The sequence below is a fragment of the Acidimicrobiales bacterium genome (assembly GCA_041394265.1).
Taxonomy (GTDB): Bacteria; Actinomycetota; Acidimicrobiia; order Acidimicrobiales; family SZUA-35; genus JBBQUN01.
On sequence record JAWKIO010000005.1, the window covers coordinates 2,193,254 to 2,210,160 of the forward strand.

Sequence of the window (16,907 nt, forward strand, 5' to 3'; positions counted from 1 at the left end):
TGCGGCCCGGGCCTCCCCGCCGCCGGCACCAATGGTCAGTAGCCGCGATCCCGATCGATGACGTTGGTCAGCGGCTGCCCCTCTTCGAGGGCGACGAGGTTGTCGGCCAGGGTCTCCGCCCATCTCGACACGTAGTTCCGGCTGTTGCCTGCCGTGTGCGGTGTGACCAGAAGGTTGGGCACCTCCCACAGTGGCGAGTTGTCGGGGAGCGGCTCAGGCTCGAAAACGTCGACAGCAGCTCCGGCGAGATGCCCGGACTCGAGCGCTGCGACGACCGCGTCGATGTCGGTGACCCCGCCACGCGACACGTCGACCACGATGGCATTTGGTGCGAGGGCGGCCAGTTCCGCAGCGCCGATAAGCCCTCGGGTCTCGTCGGTGAGTGGCGCAACCACGACCAAGACGTCGGCGCCGGCAATCGCGTCGATTCGTTGCTCCATCGTGGCCATCCTCGAGACACCGTCAATGGGCTCGCCCGAGCGGCGAACGCCGGTGACGGTCATCCCGAGTGCTGCGGCGCGGCGGCCGATCGATTCGCCGATCGTCCCCATGCCTACGACACACATGGTCGAGCCGACGATGGGCCGGGGGACCTTGGGACGCCACACCTTCGAGCGCTGCTGCTCGACATAGGTGGGCACGTTGTAGGCGAGGGCGAACATCATGGCGATCGCGAACTCGGGCATCTCGGGTTCGTGGCTGCCGCTGGCGTTGGTGATGATGACCGAGTCGGCCAGACCCTCGGCGGGGAGCAGCCCGTCGACGCCGGCACCTCCGACCTGGATGAGCCGGAGCTTGGTGGCGGGTGCCCAGTCGAAGGGCTCGCGGGTGAAGTGCACCAGCACCTCGATGTCAGGGAGGGCAGCGGGCAGATCCTCGACGAACACCACCTCTCGTCCTGGGAGGGCATCGACCAGTGGGGCGAGGAATTTGGCCAGCGAGCCCGGATAGACGTGGATGGTGTCGATGGTCATCGGCGCTTGAATCTCCCCGGTTCGACTTCGTCGGCTTCTTGCCGGGCGAGCATGCGAGCCAGATGCAGATCCGCCGTCCGACGCTCGACCGAGAGAAGGAACGTACTCTCGACGTGGGGGCGGTAGACGAATCGGTGCTCGACCATCTCCTCGACGGAGCGGGGCTCGGACAGGAAGTCGAGCATCGCCTCGTGTCGCCGACCGATGACGGCATGGAACGAGTCGAGCAGTTCGAGGAAGGCGGGGCGACCCTCGATGATGCCCTTGTGATGGAAGGTCACGTAGTAGTCGGCGTCTTCGTCGCGGACCACCCGGAGCGACTCCTCGAAGTCTTCGAGATCGGACCACACGTCGCCGTAGTAGGGCCCGAACCCGGTCAGGTCGATGTCGGAGAGGAAGAACACGCCACCGTCGATACGGAAGCCGCTGTGGCCGCGTGTGTGCCCCGGTAGGTGGACGGCTTCGACAGCCACGCCGCCGAGCTCGAAGCGGTGCCCATCGGTGAATCCCTCGGCATCAGGTCGTGGGGTGTAGTTGAAGTGCTCGATGACCTCGTTGGTGAAATCGATGCGGGCCTGCCCCTGGAGCCCATACACCTCCATGAGGCCGTCGACGCTCACAGCCCCGGGGAGGTCGGCCTCATGGATGTGGACCCGAGCCTCGGTGAACAGACCGTTGCCGGGCATGTGGTCTTCGTGACTGTGCGAGTTGATCACGGCGTCGATCCGCACAGGTGCACCGCCCCGCTCGACCACGCTGACCGACGGGTCGATGATGACGGACTCGCCGTCACCCCGCACGACGACGGAATTGCCCGACGGATACTTGCCGTTGTCGGCGCCGACGAGGACCGACACTCGGTCCGTCAGCGTGCGCTCGTCTTCTCCCCAGGTGGCGATCATGGCGAGGAGACTACATCTGGCCCCGGAAATGCGCGAAGGTGGCACCAGTGACCGAGCTGACATGGAATGAACGCCCCACCTTGCGGCGACCGCTGCTGCTCATCGCCTTCGAAGGCCTGTTCGACGCGGCCGAGGCCGCCACCGACGCCCTCGGCTGGATCCGTGAGCGAAACGACTCGGTTCAGGTCGCCGAGATCGACGGCGAGACGTTCTACAACTTCGTCGAAATTCGCCCGACCGTGCGGATCGCCGGTTCCGGTGGACGGGTCATCGACTGGCCCGGCGCCAGGGTCTGGGCGGTGCGCACCGACTCGGTTCGAGATCTGCTCGTCATGACCGGCACCGAACCCCAACTGCGCTGGGGAACCTTCGCCGACCTGATTCTCGACGTGGCCCGACAGAGCGGGGCCGAGATGGCCGTCACGGTCGGGGCCATGGTGTCGATGGTTCCGCACACCCGCCCCTTCACGATCACGGGGAGCGCGGCGAACCCCGAACTGGCACGCCGCCTGAACCTCGACCGACCCACGTACGAAGGGCCCACCGGCATCGCCGGCGTGATCAACGAACGCCTCGATCGCTCGGGGCTACCAGTGATGTCGTTGCGGGTGGCGGTTCCTCACTACGTGCCGTCGCCCCCCAACCCCAAGGCCACCCGAGCGCTGCTCCGTAGCATCCAGAAGACCACCGGGGTACCAACCGGCTACGAAGAGCTCGACGGTGCTGTCAACGAGTGGGTCAAACGGGTCGATCAGGCGGTCGGCTCGGACGAGGAGACCACCAACTACGTGGCTCGTCTCGAACGCCAGGTCGACTCCAACGAAGACCTGCTGCCGTCCGGCGACGACCTCGCCGCCGAACTCGAGGCCTTCCTCCGCGACACCCACAACGACGCCGACACCGATCCCGACAACAACCCCGGCGACACCCCCTGACCGAGAAACGCGAGCAACTTTGGTGCGGAGAGCATCAAAACGGGGCTCTCAGCACCAAAGTTCGCGACGTGAGGCAGATCAGGAGCGGGGGAGGAGGTCGATCGCCTGCTGTCGCAGGAGGTGATCGGCGATGACCAAGAGCGCCATGGCCTCGACCAGCGGGACGGCCCGGGGGAGCACGCACGGATCGTGACGGCCCTTGGCCGCAAGCGTGGTGAGTTCGTTGCCGGTGGTGACCGTCTTCTGTTCCGACGAGATCGTGGCGGTCGGTTTGAAGGCGACCCGCCCGACGATCGTGCCGCCGGTGGTCATGCCGCCCTGCACCCCGCCGGAGTTGTTCGTGGTGGTGACGGGGCGACCGTCTGGGCCCGGCTCGAACGGGTCGTTGTGCGACAGGCCGGTCAATCGTGTGCCGGCGAAACCGCTGCCGATCTCGAAGCCCTTCGCCGCTGGCAGCGAGATCATCGCCTTCGCGAGATCGGCGTCGATCTTGTCGAACACGGGCTCGCCGAGTCCGGCGGGAACGTTGCGGGCGACGAACGTGACGACTCCGCCGAGTGAATCACCGTCGCGACGGGCCTGCTCGATGGCCTCGGTCATGGCGGCCGCCGCATCGGGGTCGGGACAGCGAGTGGGGTCGGCCTCGACCTCGGCCAGGGTCACGGTGCCGGCGTCGACGTTGGCCTCGATGGTGTGCACCGAGCTGACCCAGGCCAGCACGTCGATGCCGTGGGTCACCGACAGCAGCTTGCGAGCGACGGCACCGGCCGCCACCCGGGCAATGGTCTCACGAGCCGAGGCCCGACCGCCGCCGCGATGATCGCGGATGCCGAACTTGGCGTCGTAGGTGAAGTCGGCGTGGCTCGGACGGTACACGTCTTTCAAGTGGTCGTAGGCACCGGAGTTGTGGTCCTGGTTGCGGACCATCATGGCCAGGGCGGTACCGGTGGTCCTGCCCTCGAACATCCCGGAGAGGATCTCGACCTGGTCGGCCTCGGCCCGCTGCGTGACGAGGCGGCTCTGCCCGGGCCGGCGACGATCGAGGTCGAACTGGATTTCCTCGGCGCTGATCTCGAGCCGAGCTGGGCAGCCGTCGAGGATCACGCCGACCGCAGGACCGTGCGACTCGCCGAAGGTCGAGATGGAGAAGAGGTGTCCGAAGCGGCTGCTCACCCCGCCGAGGCTATCGACGCCCGTCGGTGACGACCCGATACGACCGGCAGCGAACCCCACCGGTACCCTGGCCGATCATGGACATGGCCCGACGAGGTGTGCTGAAGGTGTGGATCGACCAGGATCTCTGCACTGGCGACGGCATCTGTACCGACCATGCCCCCGAGGTCTTCACGATTCTCGAAGACGGCATCGCGTACTGCCTCGAAGGAACGAAGGTCTTCAACGACCCGGGTGGCTCCTACGAATTGGCGGTCGTACCCCACAATCGTGAGGTCGACGTCATCGATGCTGCGGCGGAGTGCCCGGGTGAGTGCATCTTCATCGAGTTCGATGAGCAGGCGCCGCCCGAACTAGAACACTGACGTGCCGACCCTCTCCGACCCGTCGAAGCTGCGAGTGGGCGTCAGCTCGCCGTGGAACCTGTTCGAGGAACCGGTCGAGGAGCAGCGGCGTCAGCTCGACGCCATCGTCGACGCCGGCATCGATCATCTGTTCATGGCCGACCACGTGAGCTTCCGGGGCGGCGGCGGCAACGACGTGCTCGTGCACCTGGCAGCACTCGCCGGCCTCGAACCTCGGCTCGGGCTCTATGCCGGCGTCTACCTTCTCGCCCTTCGCCATCCGATGGTCGCCGCCCGCCAGATCGCCACGCTGGCATCGATCGCTCCGGGCCGTCTGACGATGGGGGTCGGTGTGGGCGGCGAGGACCGCCACGAGTTCGAGGTGTGCGGCATCGACCCGTCGACGAGAGGGAGGCGCACCGACAGCGAACTCGAGATCGTGCGGCGCCTGCTTGCAGGCGACACCGTCGACCGGGCCGACGAGTTCTTCACGCTCGAGTCGGCTCGCATCCTCCCGGTGCCGAATCCATCCGTCCCGTTCGTGGTCGGGGGCCGAAGTGTGGCCGCGATCGAGCGGGCCGGTCGACTGGGCGACGGCTGGCTGGCGGCCTGGACCACCCCGCAGCGCTTCGCCGAGGGGATCGAACGAGCAACCGTCGCAGCCGACGCCGCGGGTCGCCAGAGCGTCGCGTGGCGTCACGGCTACCAGATCTGGGTCGGGATCGGTGGCGACCGTGCCGATGCTCGGCGCCACGTGGCCGAGGCCATGTCGACCTTCTACCGCATGCCATTCGAGCCATTCGAGAAGTTCACGCCGGTCGGCACCGCTGCGCAGGTCGCCGAGCAGCTCGCACCGTTCGTAGCGGCCGGTGCGCTCGATCTGAACATCACGCCCTGTGGACCGGATCGAGCGACCGAGATCGCCGCCGTCGCCGAGATCAAGCGTCTGTTGGCCGCCGACTGACCGAGCCACCCGGTTCTCGTCGCACTCAGCCTGACCCGCCGTCGGCGGCGCACTACATTGCTCGACCGACCCCGAGAATTCCTGCTGGAGGAGTGTGCCATGGCCGGACCGACGAAGATCCTGCTCGACGAATCCGAGATGCCCACCCAGTGGTACAACATCATCCCGGATCTGCCGGCTCCGCCGCCGCCGCCCCTCCACCCCGGCACCCACGAGCCGGTCGGGCCCGATGATCTGGCGCCGCTGTTCCCGATGGCGCTGATCATGCAGGAGGTCTCGACCGACTCCTACATCGACATCCCGGAACCGGTCCAAGACGTCTACAAGCTGTGGCGACCGTCGCCGCTGTTCCGAGCGCATCGGCTCGAGAAGCTGCTCGATACGCCGGCACACATCTACTACAAGTACGAGGGCGTGAGCCCTGCCGGTTCGCACAAGCCGAACACATCGGTACCGCAGGTCTATTACAACGCCATGGAGGGCGTGAAGAAGCTGACCACCGAGACCGGCGCCGGCCAGTGGGGAACGGCGCTGTCGTTCGCCTGTGCACTCTTCGGCGTCGAATGCGAGGTCTGGCAGGTCGCCGCGAGCTACGAAGCCAAGCCGTACCGCAAGATCATGATCGAGACCTTCGGCGGCACCATCCATTCCAGCCCGTCCGACCTGACCGAGGCGGGACGCGCCATCCTCGCCGCCGACCCGAACTCCCCCGGCAGCCTCGGCATCGCGATCTCCGAGGCCGTCGAGGTCGCCGCCAAGGATCCTGAGACCCGCTACGCCCTGGGCAGCGTGCTCAACCACGTGTTGCTGCATCAAACGATCATCGGCGAGGAAGCCCTCCTGCAGCTGGCCAAGGTGGGTGAGACGCCAGACGTCATCGTCGGCTGTACCGGTGGTGGGTCGAACTTCGCCGGACTCAGCTTCCCGTTCCTGCGGGAGAAGATGGCCGGTCGGATGAACCCGACCATCCGAGCAGTCGAGCCCGCTGCGTGCCCGTCGCTGACGAAGGGCACCTACGCCTACGACTTCGGCGACACCGCCGGCCTGACGCCACTCATGAAGATGCACACGCTGGGCCACGACTTCATCCCCGACCCGATCCACGCCGGCGGCCTCCGCTACCACGGTATGGCCCCGCTCATCTCCCACATCTACGAGCTGGGACTGATCGAGGCCATCGCCATCGGGCAGAACGAGTGTTTCGATGCCGGCGTCACGTTCGCCCGGAACGAAGGCATCGTGCCGGCGCCTGAACCCACCCATGCGCTGGCGGCCGCCATTCGCGAAGCGAAGCGAGCGAAGGAGACCGGTGAGGAAACCGTGATCCTCACGGCGCTGTGTGGGCACGGACATCTCGATCTGGCCGCCTACGATCGCTACCTGGGCGGCGAGGTCGTCGACTACGCCTATCCCGAAGAGAAGGTCACCGAGGCGCTCGCGCACCTCCCGCAGATGGCGTAGGGCACGCGCCCATCGCTCCGCTCAACCCGAGAAAGACCAACATGTCTGAGCAAGAACACGAGAACGACGACGCCATCGGCGCGGCGCACGACGACGACGCCGTCGGCGCAGTGAACGACGGCGACAACGACGACGTCGTGGCCGACGATGTGGTGGCCGCCGATGTGGTGGCCGCTGGCGCTGCCGGTTCGACCGCCGGCTCTGTCCGATCGGCCGCCGCCGGCCACGGCACCACCGACGAGGACGACGAGGAGCGAGCCGCTGTTGCCTACGGCTGGACCTACCTCGCCGTTCTCGCAGTGATCTTCGGGGTCATCGCGCTGCTCGCCTTCTCATGTGACAGCGACGAACCGGCATCGACCATGCCGGCGGTCACCACCACGGTCGCCGTCGACGATGGTGCAGGGTCGGGCGCCGAGGTCACGCCGGTCGAGTTGGCCTTCGTCGTCGCCGAGGACGGCACGGTGACCCTGACGGGCGCAGTTCCCGACGAGGGCGCCCGCCGTCAGATCGTCGACGCCGCCGTGGCCCGTTTCGGTGAAGGCAACGTGGTCGATCAGCTGACGATCGACGACGGCACGACCCTCACGGGGGGCTCGATCATCACGACCGGCAGCGCATTCGAAGGTGACACCAACGCCGAGGATCTCCAGGCCGATCTCGTCGCCGCACTGGGGCTCACCGACAACGGTGTCGACGTCAACTACTCCGCCGCGCCGATGGTCCCCGTCGATGCCGAGGCGGCGCTGGCGGCCGGGAAGGTCGTCCTCACTGGCGAACTCCCGGACCAGGCCTCGATCGATGCGGTCATCGCGGCAGCAGAAGGGGTGTGGGGTGCGGGCAATGTCGACGGCTCGGGGCTGTCCATCGGTGACAACACCACGTGGGCCGGCGGCCAGATTCGGGTGACGGGCGCCGTCGATGCCGGCGATACCAGAGGCGACGCCTTCCTCACGGCCTTGGCCGATGCGGCTCCGGGCGCTTCGATCGATTCTTCGAGTCTGACCGTCGACTCGGGTGCCGAAGCGCTCGCTCGTTCGCAGGAGCAGCTCCGTGCGGCGCTCGAGGCCAACCCGATCCTCTTCGCGCTGGGTTCGGCCGAGATCGACCCCGCCAGCGACGAGATCCTCACCCAGGCCGCGGCAGCCATCAACGCAGCGCCCGGCATCAACGTCGAGGTCGTCGGCCACACCGATGACCAGGGCGGCGAGGCAGCCAACCAGACCCTGTCGGCCGCCCGGGCCGAGGCCGTCCTCGCTCGCCTGGTCGAGCTCGGCGTCGACGAAACCCGTCTCACCTCCCGTGGAGCGGGCGAGTCCGAGCCGGTCGTGCCGAACGATTCTGACGAGAACCGGGCCAAGAACCGACGCATCGAATTCGCCTTCGAGGGAGCAGCATGAGAATCGCCCGTTTCCGCCTCGCGTCGGCCCCGGCCGATGCCCCCGCTCAGCTCGGTGCCGTCGACGGCAGCGATGTCGTCTCGCTCGGCGCCCTCGGTCTCGGCGATGACGTCGTGGCCGCCGCCTTGCTCGATCCTGCGCAACGCGATGCAGCACTCGACGGTGCCGAGCGGTGGCCGCTCGCGGATGTCGTCCTCCTGGCTCCGGTCGCCCGCCCACCGAAGTTCCTGGCCATCGGTCTGAACTATCTCGATCACATTGCCGAGGGCGGTCGACCCGTGCCGGAGTTCCCGGTCTTCTTCAACAAACAGTCGACCTGTGTGAACGACCCCAACGCCGATGTGCCGATCCCACCCGAGTCGCCCGACAAGATCGACTACGAAGGCGAACTCGGCGTGGTGATCGGCAAGCAGTGTCGGCGGGTGAGTCGTGACGACGCCCCGTCGGTGGTCGCCGGCTACTGCATCGTGAACGACGTGTCGGTCCGTGACTGGCAGGCCAAGTCGCCCACCATGTGGCTGGGCAAGTCGTGGGATGGACACGGCCCGTGTGGCCCGTGGCTGGTCACGACCGACGAGCTCTCCGACCCTCACGGTCTCCGGATGCAGACGTTCGTCAACGGTGAGCTCCGTCAGAACACCACGACCGATCAGATGGTGTTCGATGTCTGGAACCAGATCGAGACCCTGTCGACCGTGTGCACCCTCGAGGTCGGCGATGTCATCTCGACCGGCACCAGCAGTGGCGTGGCCGCGTACTTCGACCCGCCCAAGTTCCTCCACGACGGCGACGTCGTACGGATCGAGGTCGAAGGCATCGGTTGGCTCGAGAACCGGTTCACCACCGAGGTCGTCTGACCCCGAACGCGCGAGGGCCGGTTGGGCCCCTCAACCCAACCGGCCAACTCTTGCGCAAGAGACGGGCGATGCCGTGGAGGCACCGGCGTGTCAACTGCCGATCGTGCCTCCGTCGTCCTTGGTGATCACCACTGTGGCAGGTCGGGGTAAATCACCGGTAACGCCGGACGGCCAGCTCGAGATCTCCGGGTCGCCATTGCCGGGGTGCTGCACGTTGACGAACATCGTGCGCTGATCTGGCGTCATCGTGATTCCAGTGATCTCGCAACCTTTGACGCCGCTGAGGAAGCGCTTGATTTCGCCCGTAGCGGGGTCGGCGCACAACACCTGATCATTTGCCCCCTCGGGCTGCGCACCGTCGGTCTCGATCCACATTCGGCCACTGGGATCTGACCACAGGCCATCGGGCGAGCCGAAGGCGGCTTCGGTCGGTACGGTCGAACCGTCGACGCCGTCACCCGGACCGGCGAGCACGAAGACGTCCCAATCGAAGTGGACGCTCAGGTGGTCTCGGTCGTTCTTCCAGCGGATGATGTGACCCCAGGCGTTCTCGGCCCGTGGATTCGCTGCGTCGACCTGTTCCTCGGTTCGCCGGGTGTTGTTCGTACCGGTGACGTAGACATTGCCGTCCTGGCCGATGGTCGTCCACTCGGGCCGGTCCATCGGGGTGGCTCCGACGAGGTCGGCGGCGAGGCGTGCCTTGACCAACACCTCGGCCTGGTCCGCGAAGCCGTTGGCGGCGGTCAGTGGCCCGTGTCCGTGGATCAACGGAATCCAGTAGCCGGTCCCATTGTCGAGGAAGCGGGCGACGAAGAGTTCGCCATGGTCGAGCGGACTGCGGTTCCACGACAGCTCGTCCTTCCACGAGTTGTAGCTCAGGTATTTGTAGACGTAGTCGAAGCGCTCGTCGTCGCCCATGTAGCACACGACCCGCCCGTCGCCTGCGGTGGTGACCGCAGCACCCTCGTGCTTGAACCGGCCGAGTGCCGTGCGCTTGACCGGCCGAGCGTCGGGGTGCGTCGGATCGACTTCGACGATCCATCCGAAGCGGTTGACCTCGTTCTCGTTCCCCGGTGCCGAGACGTCGAAGCGGGGATCGGTGGTGTGCCACTGGTAGCCGAAACCGTCTGCCGAGATGCCGTAGCGCGCTTGGGCGTCGTCAGGCTCGAAGGCGTCACCGAGTGACGAGCCGAAGTAGCCGTTGAAGTTCTCCTCACAGGTGAGATAGGTCCCCCACGGGGTGTAGCCGTTGCCGCAGTTGTTGAGTGTCCCCAAGGGGATCATGCCTGCAGGATCGGCGGCCGTCTTGAGGAGATGGTGTCCAGCGGCGGGCCCGCTCATCGCCATTGGCGAATTGCCGGTGTAGCGACGGTTGAGCGGGCTGTCCACGACGACCCACTCGCCTTCGACCTCCCGGATCTCGACGGCAGTGAGTCCGTGGCCGTTCTGTGACTTGAGCGTCTTCTCTGCTGTCCAGGCGTCGGTGCCACCCTCGTGGAGGAAGTCGTCGGTGGTGTACTCATGGTTGAGGACCATGACACCCCGACGGTTTCCCCCATCGCCGTTTTCGAGAGGGAAGTACCACATTCCGTCGTGTCCCATCCCCAGCTGCTGCGCCTGCTCCTCGGCGGTGTTTGCCAAGCCCCGGAACGCCGGTCCGCCAGGCACGATCGGGTCACCCCACGGCAGGATGGTTCGCGCGGTATAGCCCTTGGGGACCACGATGTGGTCGTCGAAGCCGAGCGGAATCGGCTCGAACCCCAGCAGCGGGCTCATGGCTCGTCCGGTCAGGTCGAGGGCGTCGGCATCGGTGGGTCGCAGCGCACTGCCGCGGCCTCCGCCGAGGAACGCGGCGGCAGCGAGGAGACCACCGCTGCTGCCGATGAGCTTGCGGCGCGACAGGCGTCGATCGACGATGTCGGCCATCGATTCGGTGGTTCCCGGATGGGTGCTGGCTTCGTCGGTCAGATCGATCATGTTGCCTCCACAGTTGGTCAGCGGCTCGACACCGCTGTTGGCCGCAACCTATGGCGGGCGCCTGTCGGGCAACCGACGACGGAGCGACGGCGGGATGAAGGCGACGTGAAGGCTCGGTGGTGGCGTCGGGGTGTGAGGATCAGCGGGTGTCGATGCGGCGGAATCCCTCAGCCATGCGTCCGGGTCCGAGCCCGGCGCGCTCGGCGACCTGTCGTCCCCAGTCACGGATGCGGTCGGGCATGCTGGAGGGGTCCTGGATCTGGGACTCGTGGCAGAGCAACGCTTCGATCTTGGCGTCGATGTGGTCGGTGATGTCGACGAAGTGATCGAGGTCGGGGCCGGCCATCATCCAGACCTCCGGGACCGAATGCGGGGCCAGCTGTTCCTCGCTGAGCAGCCGGGTGAAGGCGAACTCGTTCCGGGCATCGGGATACACCGCCGAGAGCGTCGCTTCACCGGTGGCCAGGTGATCGGGATGGCTGGCGTAGATGCGGTCGAAGTTCCGAACCGGCGATTGGCAGAGCACCAGATCGGGCCGCACCTGGCGGATGACCCTGGTGAGCGCCTCACGGAGCTCCAGATCGGCGACAACCCGACCGTCGGGGTAGCCGAGGAAGTGCAGTTCGGTGACGCCGACGACTCTGGCCGCTGCGGTTTGCTCCTCGCGGCGGATCTCGGCCATGCGGGAGCGGGAGATCGTGTTGTCGAAACCGCCGGCGTCACCGTCGGTCACGAGGCAGTAGATCACTTCGTCGCCGTTGGCCACGAGGCTTGCCGTGGTACCGGCGGCGCCGAAGTCGAGGTCATCGGGATGGGCAGCAATGGCGAGGACACGTCGAGTCACTTCCCCAAGCTAACGATTTGGGGCCATGATGGCCCAATGGCAAACATGTCGAAGAGCGAACGCGAAGCGTTCCTGGCCCAACCACACGTCGGCGTCATCAGCATCGAGGCCGACGACCGTGGACCGGTGACGGTGCCGATCTGGTACTCGTACGAGCCCGGCGGCCACGTCAAGGTCCTCACCGGCGTCAACTCGCAGAAGACGCGGCTGCTCCAAGCCGCCGGTCGTTTCACGATCTGCGTCCAGCGGGAGCGATTGCCCTACAAGTACGTATCGGTCGAGGGACCGATCGTGGAGTCGAGGCCGGCCGAACTCGAGCGCGATTCCCGGCCGATGGCGCGTCGCTACCTCGGGCCGAGCATGGGCGACCAGTACGTGGAAGATGGCGACGACGACAGCATCGCCTTCTCGATGGAACCGCAGCGTTGGAGCTCGGTCGATTACGGCGGTGCCGAATGAGCGACCTTGCCACCAGTGACTTCAACCTGATCATGCTGGTCTTCCGCGTGCTGTTCGGGTTGACGTTCTTCTCGCACGGCTATGCCAAGCAGTTCCAAGGCGGCAAGATCGCCGGCACGGCCGGCTGGTTCGACAGCATGGGCATGAAACCGGGCAAGGTGCACGCTCAGCTCGCTGCCGGCACCGAGATGGGTGCCGGCTTGCTGATGGCGCTCGGCCTCGTCACACCGCTCGCAGCGGCCGCCGTAGTCGGCGTGATGGTCGTCGCCGGCTACACGGTGCACCGGGGGAACTTCGCCGTGGTGAAGAATGGCTGGGAGTACACCTTCGTCACCGCTCTGCTCGCTGTTGCCATCGCCGGGCTCGGCCCGGGGGAGTGGTCGATCGATGAGGCGCTCGGCCTCACCGACGACGTCAACGGACTGGTGGGCGCCGCCATTGCCTTGGTGGTCGGCGTTGCCGCCGGCATCGGCCAGATCGCTGCGTTCTACCGCCCACCGGCCGAGGGCTGACGCCGCAATAAGTCACGGTTCGGTCGTCGTGGTGCTCGTCGACGTGGTCGTGGTGGTCTCCAACCGCACCCGTTGGGTGAAGTAGACGTCGACCACAAGATCGGGGTCACCCGCGACCGCTTGGAGCGCGAGCACGAGATCGGTGGTCTCGGGCTCGACCGGCCCGGCCAACTCGAGTTCGACGCGTTGGCCGTCGAACTCGAACGATGAGACGGTGACTCCGTTGTCCGTGGCGAAGGTCGAGAGGCGATCGGCCATCTCGTCTCGCTGGATCTCGAGCGGATTGGGTTCGGTCGTGCCCGGCTGGGTGAGCTCCCTGCGGACCCAGGTGACATCGACCTCGAGCGGCGTGTCGATTCGCTCCGCCAACATCTGTGAGAGGTCGTTCACCGACGGAGGCTCCCCGACCCCGATCACATCGACCCGAAGCGCGTTGCCGTCGAGGAAGACGCCCTGGAGTTCGTAGCCGTTGCCGTTGTCTTCGAGCACGAGCCACTCGTCGACGACCTCGTTGATGGACGACCGGAGGAGTTCTTGTTCGGTCGGGGCCAGGGTGGTCGTCACTTCGACGGTGGTGGTGGTCGCCTCCTCGGTCTTGATCCACTGCACGCTGAGCAGCACCTCGCCGACGATCGGATCGAGGAGTGTCCGCAGCGTGTCTTTGTCCGGTGGCTGAAGCGGACCCGAGACTTCGATCGATAACCGGTTGAGGTCGACGTCGTGGTCGAACCCGGTGATTCGGGTGCCCGGAGTTTGTTCGAGCCAGGACTGCACCACCGAGTTGATCTTCTCGTTCTGCTGCGCCTCCGCCGTTGCCGTCCGCGTCGCGCCGAGGAGGAGGACGGCGATGGCCACGAAGGCGATCGCTGCCACCAGGCTGCTGACGACGAGTCGAGTCGATGTCTTGGCCAGCCGTCGGGGCGGGACGAAGCCGGTGACCACGAAGACGGCCAGTCCGACGAGGACGATGGCCACCAGGTTCGTGACGTACAACAACAGCGCACCGCGTGCGAGGTCACTTCGGCCGGCCTCGAGTGTGATACCGACGGTGGCCAAGGGCGGAACCAGCGCGACAGCCACTGCGACGCCTGGCAGGGCCGCCGAGGCGTCGGCCCGCACGGTGGCATAGGCGCCGGCGAGCCCGGCAGCGAGCGCAACGACCAGGTCTTTGATGTCGGGACTGGTGCGGCTGATGACCTCATCGGGGAAGGGGCCATTCGTCGGTACCAATGCGGCCATCGCCGCAGCGAGCGCAATGCACCCGAGCGTGGCAATGCCAACTCGGCTGGCCTGCAGGAGGATCTTCTTCGGGAGCCCCATCGAGAGCGCGGCGGCCAACCCGAGTACGGGAATCATCAACGGTGCGAGCAACATGGCGCCGATGACAACCGCCGCCGAGTTGGCCAGCAGTCCCATGACCGCGACGGCCACCGCAAGGGCGAGCATCACGGCAAATCGAAACGTCCAGTGAGGACGCTTGGTGATGGCCAGCTCCTGCATGACCCGGCGTCGTTCCTCGGGGTCGAGGTAGCGATGCCACCACACTCGTGGGGATCGGAGTCGGGCAGGCTCGTCGGGAGCGGGGCTCGTCACTGGTCTCCTTCGTGATCAGGTGGCGGCAGCGCGCCCGGGAGCGCAGTGCTGGACTCTAGTGCCAACGGGCCGTCGCTGGAAGGCGGACGACTCTGCCAGTGAGTCCCGTGGGGGTCGGCCGTTTCCCCTGGTGAGCGACGAATGTCGGGATTTCGTAAAGAAATTGCTTTTCTCTCCTTGTCCAAGCAGCTAGGTTTGTTCCATACCGAAAGAAACAAGGCTCGCGCGTGCCGTGGGCCGGTTGCCTGTTCGCCAACTGGTCGGACCGGCGCATCGTCAAAACTTCTCGATCGGGATCATGCCTGCGAACCATCCAGGCGTGGCCCAGAACTCTGCGGCCACTCCGTGGCTGCAGAGGCCGAGAACGCGGCGCCCCACACCATCCGTCTGATGGTGGTGCCGAGTTGTCTCGGCACGGTCTGGTGGGTCGACTCAGGGCCGTCGTTCGTCGCTGCTCCGCTGTCCGGGTCGACCCGCCACTCCACTTCCTGGTTCGACCGGTCCCTGCGCTCGCAACGGCAACCCTTCTCCCCGTCCAGGCCGTTGAGGCGAGGCACCGAGGCGGCCTGGAACTCTCTCCGGTCGTGGTCGGGGCGCTTCGGCGCCCGACCACGACGGGAGGGGCAGCGTTTCATCGATCTGTCACGTCACAGGCCCCGACTGAGCGGCAACAGGTCAGGAAAGTCGGCGTCCCGTCGCTCGAGTTTGGCGGCAAAGGCCTCGGCCATGTCATCGGTGTCGAACATCGCCGCGTTCCAGTTGGCGATGAACTGCAGTCCGTCGGCCACCGAATGGTCCCGGGTGTAGTGCATCGTCTGCTTCGTTCCCCACACCGCCATCGGGCTCTTCGAAGCGATTTCCGTCGCAATCTCCAATACCCCGTTCACCAGCGCCTGGTGGTCGTCGAACACGGCGTTGACGAAGCCGGCCGCCTTGGCCTCTTCGGCGCTCCAGCGTCGCCCGGTATAGGCCAATTCACGGACGAGGCCCTCGGGAACCAGTTTGGGCATCCGTTGGAGCGTGCCCACGTCGGCGGTCATCCCGATGTTGATCTCGGCGATGGAGAAGAAGGCGGTGGCATCGGCGTAGCGCATGTCGGCGGCTGAGACGAGATCGATCCCGCCGCCGACGCAGGCGCCCTGAATGGCGCACAGCACTGGCATGCGTGCCCGTTCCAGCGCCGTGAACGAGTCCTGGAGCTTGAGCGCCGTGCTGCGAAACCGCTCGTTGCGTCGGCTGCGGTACCCGACCGACGAAGCCGGCCCGGCGTCGCTCACCTCGCCGTTCGACGAGAAGACCTCGAGATCCATGCCAGAGCAGAAGTGCCGGCCCTCACTCGACAGCACCATGGCCCGCACCCCACCGGAGTCCGACAACTCATCGACGATCTGGGGAAGCTCCCGCCAGAACGCGGCGATCATCGAGTTGCTCTTCTCGGGCCGGATCATCCGGACATGGGCGACCTTGTCGCTCGTCTCGACGGCAAAACACTCAAGAGCCACGGTGTGGCCTCCTTCTCCGGTGGCGAATCCACCGAGCATCGCACACCGATGGGCTGGGGCCCGAGCGATCTGGCAGGATCGGTGGCATGCAGCGACACCCGTACGCCGTCCTCGGTCCCGGTGCCATCGGAGGGGCCGTGGCCGGTGCCCTCATCGAGGCCGGCCACGAGCCGCTCCTGGCCGTCCGCACTCGATTCGAGTCACTCGTGCTGACCACGCCAGAGATGTCCCTCGAAGCCGCCGTGCAGACGCTGCACGATCCGGAACAGGCGTCCCCGGCCGATCTGCTCTTCGTGGCGGTGAAGGCGCACCAGACACCCTTGGTTCAGCCGTGGCTCGATGTGCTGGTCGACGAATCGACCATCGTGGTGATCCTCCAGAACGGGGTCGAGCACATCGAACGGTTCAAGCCGCTCGTCGCGCCTGAAGCAACGCTCGTCCCCGCCGTCGTGTCGCTGCCGGCGATTCGCTCCGGTCCCGGGCGCATCGAGGTCTCTGCCGCCTCCCGGCTCACGATCCCGAATGGTCCCGGCGCCGCTGAGGTCGCTGCTGCGCTCGAAGGGTCGTTCATCACGGTGGTCACCGCCGATGACTGGCTGAGCGCAGCGTGGACCAAGCTGATGCTGAATGCCGCGTCGGGTGGCATCTGTGTCATCGCCGAGGCGGGGAACGAGATCTTCGCTCGCGACAGCGAAGCGGCGGAACTCGCCGTTGCGCTCATGGACGAAGTGGCCATGGTCGGTCGGGCCGAGGGTGCCCTGCTGGCTGACGACCTGTCCCAGCGAATCATGGATGCACTCCTGCAGCGAGCCGGTGGGCACCTGAGCTCGATCGTGGTCGATCGACGCCATGGAGTCCCCACCGAATGGGACGCTCGCAACGGTGTCGTTCAGCGGCTGGCGGCCCGCCACGGCCTCGAGGTGCCGCTGAACCGGCTGCTCACCACCTTGATCCGGCTGGGCGAACCGCCGGCTGCCGGCGCGCCCACCGAGGCGGAGTAGCCCGACAGC

The 16,907-nt window shown here is 66.5% G+C and carries 16 protein-coding genes; 9 read left to right on the forward strand and 7 right to left on the reverse strand.

Annotated features, from left to right (window positions below; genetic code table 11):
* Positions 1 to 35: 35 nt before the first annotated feature.
* Complete coding sequence (locus R2733_10780; GenBank protein MEZ5376984.1) at positions 36 to 974, reverse strand: D-2-hydroxyacid dehydrogenase; 939 nt, start codon at positions 972 to 974, stop codon at positions 36 to 38.
* Positions 971 to 1,876 (reverse strand): MBL fold metallo-hydrolase, encoded by a 906-nt coding sequence (locus tag R2733_10785; protein ID MEZ5376985.1) that lies wholly within the window; start codon positions 1,874 to 1,876, stop codon positions 971 to 973. Before R2733_10785 ends, R2733_10780 begins: the two co-directional genes overlap by 4 nt.
* A gap of 47 nt (positions 1,877 to 1,923) precedes the next feature.
* On the opposite strand from R2733_10785, the gene R2733_10790 reads away from it, so the two are divergent.
* Positions 1,924 to 2,811 (forward strand): PAC2 family protein, encoded by an 888-nt coding sequence (locus R2733_10790; protein ID MEZ5376986.1) that lies wholly within the window; start codon positions 1,924 to 1,926, stop codon positions 2,809 to 2,811.
* A 78-nt stretch (positions 2,812 to 2,889) separates the two neighbouring features.
* On the opposite strand, the gene aroC is transcribed toward R2733_10790, so the two are convergent.
* Complete coding sequence (gene aroC / locus R2733_10795; GenBank protein ID MEZ5376987.1) at positions 2,890 to 3,984, reverse strand: chorismate synthase; 1,095 nt, start codon at positions 3,982 to 3,984, stop codon at positions 2,890 to 2,892.
* A 77-nt stretch (positions 3,985 to 4,061) separates the two neighbouring features.
* Between aroC and R2733_10800 the strand changes: the two genes are divergently transcribed.
* The 5 genes from R2733_10800 (at position 4,062) to R2733_10820 (ending at position 9,010) form a co-directional block, all read left to right on the forward strand.
* Complete coding sequence (locus R2733_10800) at positions 4,062 to 4,349, forward strand: ferredoxin (protein MEZ5376988.1); 288 nt, start codon at positions 4,062 to 4,064, stop codon at positions 4,347 to 4,349.
* A gap of 1 nt (position 4,350) precedes the next feature.
* Positions 4,351 to 5,292 carry an LLM class flavin-dependent oxidoreductase gene (locus R2733_10805; GenBank protein ID MEZ5376989.1) on the forward strand — a complete coding sequence of 314 codons (942 nt, stop codon included), beginning with the start codon at positions 4,351 to 4,353 and terminating at the stop codon, positions 5,290 to 5,292.
* A gap of 99 nt (positions 5,293 to 5,391) precedes the next feature.
* Positions 5,392 to 6,753 carry a TrpB-like pyridoxal phosphate-dependent enzyme gene (locus R2733_10810; GenBank protein MEZ5376990.1) on the forward strand — a complete coding sequence of 454 codons (1,362 nt, stop codon included), beginning with the start codon at positions 5,392 to 5,394 and terminating at the stop codon, positions 6,751 to 6,753.
* A 41-nt stretch (positions 6,754 to 6,794) separates the two neighbouring features.
* A complete protein-coding gene (locus tag R2733_10815; protein ID MEZ5376991.1) occupies positions 6,795 to 8,153 on the forward strand; it encodes an OmpA family protein in 1,359 nt (452 codons plus the stop codon).
* Positions 8,150 to 9,010: a fumarylacetoacetate hydrolase family protein gene (locus R2733_10820; GenBank protein ID MEZ5376992.1), complete on the forward strand. Its 861-nt coding sequence runs from the start codon at positions 8,150 to 8,152 to the stop codon at positions 9,008 to 9,010. The genes R2733_10815 and R2733_10820 overlap by 4 nt, the downstream gene beginning before the upstream one ends.
* Positions 9,011 to 9,100: 90 nt before the next feature.
* Here R2733_10820 and R2733_10825 read toward each other — a convergent pair whose 3' ends face one another.
* Both R2733_10825 and R2733_10830 read right to left on the reverse strand, forming a co-directional pair.
* Positions 9,101 to 10,987 (reverse strand): PhoX family phosphatase, encoded by a 1,887-nt coding sequence (locus R2733_10825; GenBank protein MEZ5376993.1) that lies wholly within the window; start codon positions 10,985 to 10,987, stop codon positions 9,101 to 9,103.
* A gap of 139 nt (positions 10,988 to 11,126) precedes the next feature.
* Complete coding sequence (locus R2733_10830) at positions 11,127 to 11,831, reverse strand: PIG-L deacetylase family protein (protein ID MEZ5376994.1); 705 nt, start codon at positions 11,829 to 11,831, stop codon at positions 11,127 to 11,129.
* A gap of 36 nt (positions 11,832 to 11,867) precedes the next feature.
* On the opposite strand from R2733_10830, the gene R2733_10835 reads away from it, so the two are divergent.
* A complete protein-coding gene (locus R2733_10835) occupies positions 11,868 to 12,290 on the forward strand; it encodes a pyridoxamine 5'-phosphate oxidase family protein (protein ID MEZ5376995.1) in 423 nt (140 codons plus the stop codon).
* Positions 12,287 to 12,802 carry a DoxX family protein gene (locus tag R2733_10840; GenBank protein MEZ5376996.1) on the forward strand — a complete coding sequence of 172 codons (516 nt, stop codon included), beginning with the start codon at positions 12,287 to 12,289 and terminating at the stop codon, positions 12,800 to 12,802. Before R2733_10835 ends, R2733_10840 begins: the two co-directional genes overlap by 4 nt.
* A 12-nt stretch (positions 12,803 to 12,814) precedes the next feature.
* On the opposite strand, the gene R2733_10845 is transcribed toward R2733_10840, so the two are convergent.
* The gene (locus R2733_10845; GenBank protein MEZ5376997.1) at positions 12,815 to 14,395 is read right to left on the reverse strand and encodes a DUF389 domain-containing protein; all 1,581 of its coding nucleotides are present in this window, start codon (positions 14,393 to 14,395) and stop codon (positions 12,815 to 12,817) included.
* Between the two features lie 647 nt (positions 14,396 to 15,042).
* Positions 15,043 to 15,897 carry a crotonase/enoyl-CoA hydratase family protein gene (locus tag R2733_10850; protein MEZ5376998.1) on the reverse strand — a complete coding sequence of 285 codons (855 nt, stop codon included), beginning with the start codon at positions 15,895 to 15,897 and terminating at the stop codon, positions 15,043 to 15,045.
* An 86-nt stretch (positions 15,898 to 15,983) separates the two neighbouring features.
* On the opposite strand from R2733_10850, the gene R2733_10855 reads away from it, so the two are divergent.
* Complete coding sequence (locus R2733_10855; protein MEZ5376999.1) at positions 15,984 to 16,898, forward strand: 2-dehydropantoate 2-reductase; 915 nt, start codon at positions 15,984 to 15,986, stop codon at positions 16,896 to 16,898.
* The last annotated feature ends 9 nt before the right edge of the window (positions 16,899 to 16,907 follow it).

Excerpts from the sequence above, each read along its gene's own strand:
- R2733_10825 (MEZ5376993.1), bottom strand. The coding sequence starts at position 10,987 with ATGATCGATCTGACCGACGAAGCCAGCACCCATCCGGGAACCACCGAA.
- R2733_10800 (MEZ5376988.1), top strand. The coding sequence starts at position 4,062 with ATGGACATGGCCCGACGAGGTGTGCTGAAGGTGTGGATCGACCAGGAT.
- R2733_10810 (MEZ5376990.1), top strand. The coding sequence starts at position 5,392 with ATGGCCGGACCGACGAAGATCCTGCTCGACGAATCCGAGATGCCCACC.
- R2733_10840 (MEZ5376996.1), top strand. The coding sequence starts at position 12,287 with ATGAGCGACCTTGCCACCAGTGACTTCAACCTGATCATGCTGGTCTTC.
- R2733_10785 (MEZ5376985.1), bottom strand. The coding sequence starts at position 1,876 with ATGATCGCCACCTGGGGAGAAGACGAGCGCACGCTGACGGACCGAGTG.
- R2733_10820 (MEZ5376992.1), top strand. The coding sequence starts at position 8,150 with ATGAGAATCGCCCGTTTCCGCCTCGCGTCGGCCCCGGCCGATGCCCCC.
- R2733_10780 (MEZ5376984.1), bottom strand. The coding sequence starts at position 974 with ATGACCATCGACACCATCCACGTCTATCCGGGCTCGCTGGCCAAATTC.
- R2733_10815 (MEZ5376991.1), top strand. The coding sequence starts at position 6,795 with ATGTCTGAGCAAGAACACGAGAACGACGACGCCATCGGCGCGGCGCAC.
- R2733_10835 (MEZ5376995.1), top strand. The coding sequence starts at position 11,868 with ATGGCAAACATGTCGAAGAGCGAACGCGAAGCGTTCCTGGCCCAACCA.
- R2733_10855 (MEZ5376999.1), top strand. The coding sequence starts at position 15,984 with ATGCAGCGACACCCGTACGCCGTCCTCGGTCCCGGTGCCATCGGAGGG.